Origin of the sequence: Pseudomonas sp. BF-B-30 (assembly GCF_019956305.1) — a bacterium.
GTDB lineage: Bacteria > Pseudomonadota > Gammaproteobacteria > Pseudomonadales > Pseudomonadaceae > Aquipseudomonas > Aquipseudomonas jessenii.
The window spans coordinates 123,894-130,320 of record NZ_JAHBDG010000007.1 but is presented as its reverse complement, the minus strand read 5'-3'; the positions used below and the strand labels follow the sequence as shown (position 1 = coordinate 130,320).

General features: G+C 59.2%; 6 protein-coding genes. All 6 read left to right on the top strand.

The annotated features are described in order from the left end of the window. Positions 1-311 precede the first annotated feature (311 nt). Genes KGB29_RS04830 through KGB29_RS04805 form a run of 6 tightly spaced genes read left to right on the top strand, consistent with a single transcriptional unit; the run spans position 312 to position 6,265 of the window. Positions 312-1,406, top strand: coding sequence for an ABC transporter ATP-binding protein (locus KGB29_RS04830; protein ID WP_150812610.1), 1,095 nt, complete (start codon positions 312-314; stop codon positions 1,404-1,406). Continuing rightward, complete coding sequence (locus tag KGB29_RS04825) at positions 1,406-2,521, top strand: ABC transporter ATP-binding protein (RefSeq protein WP_057714146.1); 1,116 nt, start codon at positions 1,406-1,408, stop codon at positions 2,519-2,521. Before KGB29_RS04830 ends, KGB29_RS04825 begins: the two co-directional genes overlap by 1 nt. Next, complete coding sequence (locus tag KGB29_RS04820) at positions 2,518-3,384, top strand: carbohydrate ABC transporter permease (RefSeq protein WP_008046507.1); 867 nt, start codon at positions 2,518-2,520, stop codon at positions 3,382-3,384. The genes KGB29_RS04825 and KGB29_RS04820 overlap by 4 nt, the downstream gene beginning before the upstream one ends. 7 nt (positions 3,385-3,391) lie before the next feature. Beyond that, positions 3,392-4,192: a carbohydrate ABC transporter permease gene (locus KGB29_RS04815; protein ID WP_218543915.1), complete on the top strand. Its 801-nt coding sequence runs from the start codon at positions 3,392-3,394 to the stop codon at positions 4,190-4,192. 10 nt (positions 4,193-4,202) lie between these two features. Further along, positions 4,203-4,475 (top strand): DUF2160 domain-containing protein, encoded by a 273-nt coding sequence (locus KGB29_RS04810; RefSeq protein ID WP_057716585.1) that lies wholly within the window; start codon positions 4,203-4,205, stop codon positions 4,473-4,475. A 47-nt stretch (positions 4,476-4,522) separates the two neighbouring features. Further along, a complete protein-coding gene (locus KGB29_RS04805; RefSeq protein WP_150758930.1) occupies positions 4,523-6,265 on the top strand; it encodes an extracellular solute-binding protein in 1,743 nt (580 codons plus the stop codon). Positions 6,266-6,427 lie beyond the last annotated feature (162 nt).

Genomic DNA, 6,427 nt, shown 5'->3' with positions numbered 1-6,427 from the left:
CGGTGTATCAGTCAGATCATCGCTGAATGACACACCGCCTTCGCGAGCAAGCCCGCTCCCACAGGATCTGCGTTTATTTCCATGTTCCGGGAAAGGCACAAAACATCCGTAGAGTGTTGTTCACTAATGTTCATTGTCAACCGTTGAAGTGTTCAGTTGTTCAGTCGCGGTTGTTCATTTGTGTTCAGCAATGAACGTGACTCTGTAGTCATTTTCAGGAATTTCAAACTGAATCAATCGTTTGCAATTTCTGGCACAAATGTCGCTATACAGCTCCGGTCGCTTGACTCCAATAAGAAAAAGGCCGAGCCATGTCACTCACCCTGGAACACGTCAGCCGCACCGTCGAGGGCCAGACCTGGATCGATGCTGCCAACCTGAGTTTTGAACCCGGTTCCTTCAACGTTTTGCTGGGTCGCACCTTGTCCGGCAAAACCAGCCTGATGCGCCTGATGGCCGGTCTGGACAAGCCCGACAGCGGTCGCATCCTGATGAATGGCGTCGATGTCACCCAGCGCCCCGTGCGCTTGCGCAATGTGTCGATGGTCTATCAGCAGTTCATCAACTACCCGACCATGACGGTGTTCGACAACATCGCCTCGCCGCTGCGTCAGGCCGGTGTTTCCAGCGAGCAAATTCAGAGCAAGGTGCTGGAAACCGCGAAGATGCTGCGCATCGAGAAGTTTCTCAAACGCTATCCGCTGGAGCTTTCCGGTGGTCAGCAACAACGCACGGCCATGGCCCGGGCGCTGGTCAAGGACGCCGAGCTGATCCTGTTCGACGAGCCGCTGGTCAACCTCGACTACAAGTTGCGCGAAGAGCTGCGCCAGGAAATGCGCGAGCTGTTCAAGGCGCGCCACACCATCGCGATCTACGCCACCACCGAACCCAACGAGGCCCTGGCCCTGGGCGGCACCACCACCATTCTTCACGAAGGCCGGGTGATCCAGAGCGGCCAGTCTTCGTCGGTCTATCATCAGCCGCAAACGGTGCTGGCGGCGGAGCTGTTTTCCGAGCCGCCGATCAACCTGATGCCGGGGCGCATTGCCGGCAACGAAGTGAGTTTCGCCAACTTCGTGCACTTCCCGCTGAACGTCGATCTGCGCCCGGTGGGCGAGGGCGAGTTCCGTTTCGGCGTGCGACCCAGCCATATCTCGCTGGTGCCGAGCAACGACGATGACCTCGAATTGGCGGTGACTGTCGAAGTCGCGGAAATCAGTGGCTCGGAAACCTTTCTGCACGTGCGCAACGAGCATTTCCTGCTGGTGCTGCACTTGCCCGGCGTTCACGAATACGACGTCGATGCGCCGATCCGCATCTACATCCCGACCCATAAACTGTTTGTGTTCGATACGCAGGGGCGGCTGGTCCAGGCGCCGGGCCGGCGTGTCACGAGGGTTGCCTGATGGCCGAAATCCGTTTGCAGAACCTCGCCCACAGCTACACCAAGACTCCGGCGGGACCGGAGGACTACGCGATCCGCGAGATGGACCACATCTGGGAGCAGGGTGGCGCCTACGCCTTGCTCGGTCCGTCGGGCTGCGGTAAATCAACCTTGCTCAACATCATTTCCGGGCTGCTCAGCCCGTCCCAGGGCCATGTGCTGTTCGACGGCAAAGCGGTCAACAACCTGACCCCGGAGAAGCGCAACATCGCCCAGGTTTTCCAGTTCCCGGTGGTCTACGACACCATGACGGTGTTCGACAACCTGGCCTTCCCGCTGCGTAATCAGGGCATGGCCGAGGCCCGGGTGCATAGCAAGGTGCAGGAAATCGCCGAAGTTCTCGACCTGCAGAACCTGTTGAGCAAAAAGGCCCGCAACCTCACCGCCGACGAAAAACAGAAAGTCTCCATGGGGCGTGGGCTGGTGCGCGACGACGTGTCGGCGATCCTGTTCGATGAGCCGCTTACGGTGATCGACCCGCACCTCAAGTGGAAACTGCGGCGCAAGCTCAAGCAGATCCACGAACAGTTCAATATCACCATGGTCTACGTCACCCACGATCAGCTGGAGGCCTCGACCTTCGCCGACAAGATTGCGGTGATGTACGGCGGGCAGATCGTGCAATTCGGTACGCCAAGGGAGTTGTTCGAGCGCCCGAGCCACACCTTTGTCGGCTACTTCATTGGCAGCCCCGGGATGAACCTGATCGAGGTGCAGCCGCAACCGGGTGGCGTCGGTTTCGCCTCGACTCACCTGCCGCTGTCCGAGGCGATGCAGCAGCGTATTGCTGAATCGGAGTGGAAAACCCTGAAGGTCGGCATTCGTCCGGAGTTCGTCCATGTGTGGGACGAAGCCTTTGATGACGCGCTGCGGGCACAGGTCGTACACGTCGAAGACCTGGGCACCTACAAGATCATGACCCTCAACCTCGATGGCGTCCCCCTGAAAGTGCGCCTGGCCGAAGACAAGCCGGTGCCGCAAGGCACGGCCTACATCAGTTTTCCGGCGCAGTGGCTGATGGTCTACGCCGATGAATTTCTGCTCGAAGCCAATGCCAACCAAGAGGCGCAGCCATGAACAAGGTGCAGAACAACAAGGCCTGGTGGCTGGTGCTGCCGGTGTTCCTGCTGGTGGCGTTCAGTGCGGTGATCCCGATGATGACCGTGGTCAACTATTCGGTGCAGGACATCTTCGACCAGTCCAGCCGCTACTTTGTCGGTGCCGACTGGTACAAGCAGGTGCTGCTCGATCCGCGCCTGCACGACTCGTTGCTGCGTCAGTTCATCTACTCGGCCTGCGTGCTGTTGATCGAAATCCCGCTGGGGATTGCGATTGCCCTGACCATGCCGACCAAGGGGCGCTGGTCGTCGGTGGTGCTGATCATCCTGGCGATTCCGTTGCTGATCCCGTGGAACGTGGTCGGCACCATCTGGCAGATCTTCGGCCGGGCCGACATCGGTCTGCTGGGGGCGAGCCTCAAGGCCATGGGCATCAGCTACAACTATGCGGCGAACACCATGGACGCCTGGGTCACCGTACTGGTGATGGACGTCTGGCACTGGACCTCGCTGGTGGCGCTGTTGTGCTTCTCCGGCCTGCGGGCGATTCCGGACGTGTATTACCAGGCGGCGCGGATCGACCGTGCCTCGGCCTGGGCGGTGTTCCGGCATATCCAGTTGCCCAAGCTCAAGAGTGTGTTGCTGATCGCGGTGATGCTGCGCTTCATGGACAGTTTCATGATCTACACCGAGCCCTTCGTGCTTACGGGTGGCGGTCCGGGCAATTCCACGACCTTCTTGAGCCAGACCCTGACGCAAATGGCGATCGGGCAGTTCGACCTGGGGCCGGCCGCCGCATTCTCGCTGGTGTACTTCCTGATCATCCTGTTGGTGTCCTGGCTGTTCTACACCGCCATGACTCACTCCGACGCCAACCGCTGAGGCCATCATGAGCAAGAGAAAGCTGATTCCACTGCTGATCTACATCCTGTTCCTGCTGGTGCCGATCTACTGGCTGCTGAACATGTCCTTCAAGAGCAACAGCGAGATCCTCGGTGGCCTGACGTTGTTTCCGCAGGATTTCACCCTGGCGAACTACAAGGTGATCTTCACCGATCCGAGCTGGTACACCGGCTACATCAACTCGGCGTACTACGTGGGCCTGAACACGATCATTTCCCTGACCGTGGCCTTGCCGGCGGCCTATGCGTTCTCGCGCTACCGCTTCCTCGGTGACAAGCACCTGTTCTTCTGGCTGCTGACCAACCGCATGGCGCCACCGGCGGTGTTCCTGTTGCCGTTCTTCCAGCTGTATTCCTCGATCGGGCTGTTCGATACCCACATCGCCGTGGCCCTGGCCCATTGCCTGTTCAACGTGCCGCTGGCGGTGTGGATTCTCGAAGGCTTCATGTCCGGCGTGCCCAAGGAGATCGACGAAACCGCCTACATCGATGGCTACAGCTTTCCCAAGTTCTTCGTGAAGATTTTCATCCCGCTGATCGGCTCCGGCATCGGCGTCACGGCGTTCTTCTGCTTCATGTTTTCCTGGGTCGAACTGCTGCTGGCGCGAACCCTCACTTCGGTGAACGCCAAACCGATCGCAGCGGTGATGACCCGCACGGTCTCGGCATCCGGTATCGACTGGGGCGTGCTGGCGGCGGCGGGGGTGTTGACCATCCTGCCGGGCATGTTGGTGATCTGGTTTGTTCGCAACCACGTGGCCAAGGGCTTTGCCCTGGGTCGGGTATGAGGAACTGATGATGGAATGGATGAGTTGGACCGTCCCCACGGCGGCGTTCTTCGGCGTCATTGCCTTGATCCTGGTGGGCATGACCACCTGGGAATTGCGTTCGCCGAGCGTTCTCAGGCGAGGTTTTCTACCGATTGCCACCACCCGTGGCGATCGGCTGTTCATCGGTCTTCTCGGCAGCGCCTACCTGCATTTGCTGGTAATCGGCGTCACCGACTGGAGCATCTGGGTCGCCTTCGCGATGTCCCTGGTGTGGCTGTTGGCTGTGATGCGTTGGGGCTAGTCGAATCGCTCGGCAATGTTGCTCCGAAACTCAATAAGGAGGTCTCTATGTTCGACAAAAACAATAAGCTGCGACATAGCATTTCATTGGCAGCCATGCTGGCACTCAGCGGTTTGAGCGCATCTGCCTGGGCCGATGCCTATGAAGACGCGGCGAAGAAATGGATCGGCAGTGAATTCAAGCCGTCCACCCTGACGGCCGATCAACAACTCGAAGAGCTGAAGTGGTTCATCAAGGCGGCGGAGCCGTTTCGCGGGATGAGCATCAAGGTGGTGTCGGAAACCATCGCCACCCACGAGTATGAGTCCAAGGTACTGGCCAAGGCCTTCACCGAGATCACCGGGATCAAGCTGACCCACGACCTGCTGCAGGAAGGCGACGTGGTGGAAAAGCTGCAGACCCAGATGCAGTCGGACAAGAACATCTATGACGGCTGGGTCAACGACTCGGACCTGATCGGTACACACTTCCGCTACGGCAAGACCGAATCGATCACCGACCTGATGGCCAACGAGGGCAAGAACTTCACCTCGCCGACCCTCGACATCAAGGACTTCATCGGCATCTCCTTCACCACTGCGCCGGACGGCAAGATCTATCAACTGCCCGACCAACAGTTCGCCAACCTTTACTGGTTTCGCGCCGACTGGTTCGAGCGTGCGGACCTGAAGGCCAAGTTCAAGGAAAAGTACGGCTACGAGTTGGGCGTACCGGTGAACTGGTCGGCCTATGAAGACATCGCCAAATTCTTCAGCGAAGACGTCAAGGAAATCGACGGCAAGCGCGTTTACGGGCACATGGATTACGGCAAGAAAGACCCGTCGCTGGGTTGGCGTTTCACCGATGCCTGGTTCTCCATGGCAGGCGCTGGCGATAAAGGCATACCTAACGGCTTGCCGGTGGACGAGTGGGGGATCCGCGTCGAGGATTGTCATCCGGTCGGCTCCAGCGTGACCCGCGGTGGCGACACCAACGGCCCGGCAGCAGTGTATGCGACCACCAAGTACGTTGACTGGATGAAAAAGTACGCGCCACCGGAAGCGGCGGGCATGACTTTCTCCGAATCAGGTCCCGTGCCATCCCAGGGCAACATTGCCCAGCAGATCTTCTGGTACACCGCATTTACCGCCGACATGACCAAACCGGGCTTGCCGGTGATGAACGCCGACGGCACGCCGAAATGGCGCATGGCGCCTTCGCCGAAAGGTCCATATTGGGAAGAGGGCATGAAGCTCGGTTATCAGGACGCCGGTTCCTGGACATTCATGAAGTCCACGCCTGAGAAACAAAAACTGGCGGCCTGGCTATACGCGCAGTTCGTGACCTCGAAAACCGTGTCGCTGAAGAAAACCATCGTCGGCCTGACCCCGATCCGCGAATCGGACATCAACTCCCAGGCCATGACCGACCTGGCGCCGAAACTCGGTGGCCTGGTGGAGTTCTACCGCAGCCCGGCCCGTGTGCAATGGACCCCGACCGGAACCAACGTGCCCGATTATCCTCGCCTGGCGCAGTTGTGGTGGAGCCACATCGCCGAAGCCGCCAGCGGCGAGAAAACCCCGCAAGAGGCGCTGGATGGCCTGGCCAAGGATCAGGACGCAATCATGACCCGTCTGGAACGCTCGAAGGCACAAGCCACCTGCGCCCCGAAAATGAACCCCGAACGCGATGCGCAATACTGGTTCGACCAACCGGGCGCACCGAAGCCCAAACTGGCGAACGAGAAACCTAAAGGCGAGACCGTGAGCTACAGCGAACTGCTGAAATCCTGGGAGGCGGCGCGCAAGTAAAGTGATTGGACTGTAAAAGGCGAACGGCACCGGAAGGTGCCGTTTTACTTTGTGCCTGACGGACCTCTTTCGCGAGCAAGCGACCCAGCGGGAGCAAGCTCCCTCGCCACAGATACCTTTCAGGCTACATAACGGATATGTAATTTGCGCGCCACTGTCATG